Raw genomic sequence first — 780 nt, forward strand, 5'->3', positions numbered from 1 at the left:
GCGGCGACCGGGGCCGGCATGGCACCGGGCTGGGACTGACCATCTGCCAGGGCATGATCGGCGCGCATGGCGGCAGCGTGCAGGCGCTGCCGGGGCGCGACGGACGCGGTACCCTGATCCGCATCACGCTGCCCCTGCTGCAACCCCACCCTGACGATGACGACKACGAATCCTGACCCCACCCAAGGCGTGCCCCCGGCCCGCGTGCTGGTGATCGATGACGAAGCGCAGATCCGTCGCTTCCTCGACATCAGCCTGCGCGCGCAGGGCTACCGCGTGGTGCAGGCCGCCACCGGCCAGGCCGGGTTGGAAGCGCTGGTGAGCGAGGGCGCGGACCTGGTGATCCTGGATATCGGCCTGCCGGACATGGAAGGGCACGACGTACTGGCCGAGCTGCGCCAGTGGAGCCAGGTGCCGGTGATCATGCTCACCGTGCGCGCCAGCGAGACCGAAAAAGTGCGGGCGCTGGACAACGGCGCCAACGACTACGTGACCAAGCCGTTCGGCACGCAGGAGCTGATGGCACGCGTGCGGGCACTGCTGCGCTCGCGCACGGTATCCAGCGAGGGCGTGCTGCCGCAGTTCGACGACGGGCACCTGCATATCGACCTGGTGCGGCGCGAAGTGCACCTGGACGGCGCGCCGGTGGCCCTGACCCGCAAGGAATACGCGCTGTTGTCGCTGCTGCTGCGAAATGCCGGGCGGGTGGTGACCCAGCCGCAGATCCTGCAGGAAATCTGGGGGCCGACGCACCAGCACGACACGCATTACCTGCGCATC

At 69.3% G+C, this 780-nt stretch carries 2 protein-coding genes; both read left to right on the forward strand.

The genetic code is table 11. The features are described from left to right. On the forward strand, positions 1–176 hold a 176-nt coding region (locus ACXJKJ_RS30435; protein WP_457395144.1), incomplete at its 5' end, for an ATP-binding protein. Then, positions 157–780 (forward strand): response regulator transcription factor (locus tag ACXJKJ_RS30440; RefSeq protein ID WP_457395142.1); only part of this gene is annotated, 624 nt, incomplete at its 3' end. The genes ACXJKJ_RS30435 and ACXJKJ_RS30440, both read left to right, overlap by 20 nt.

This window comes from Roseateles sp. P5_E1 (genome assembly GCF_054049335.1).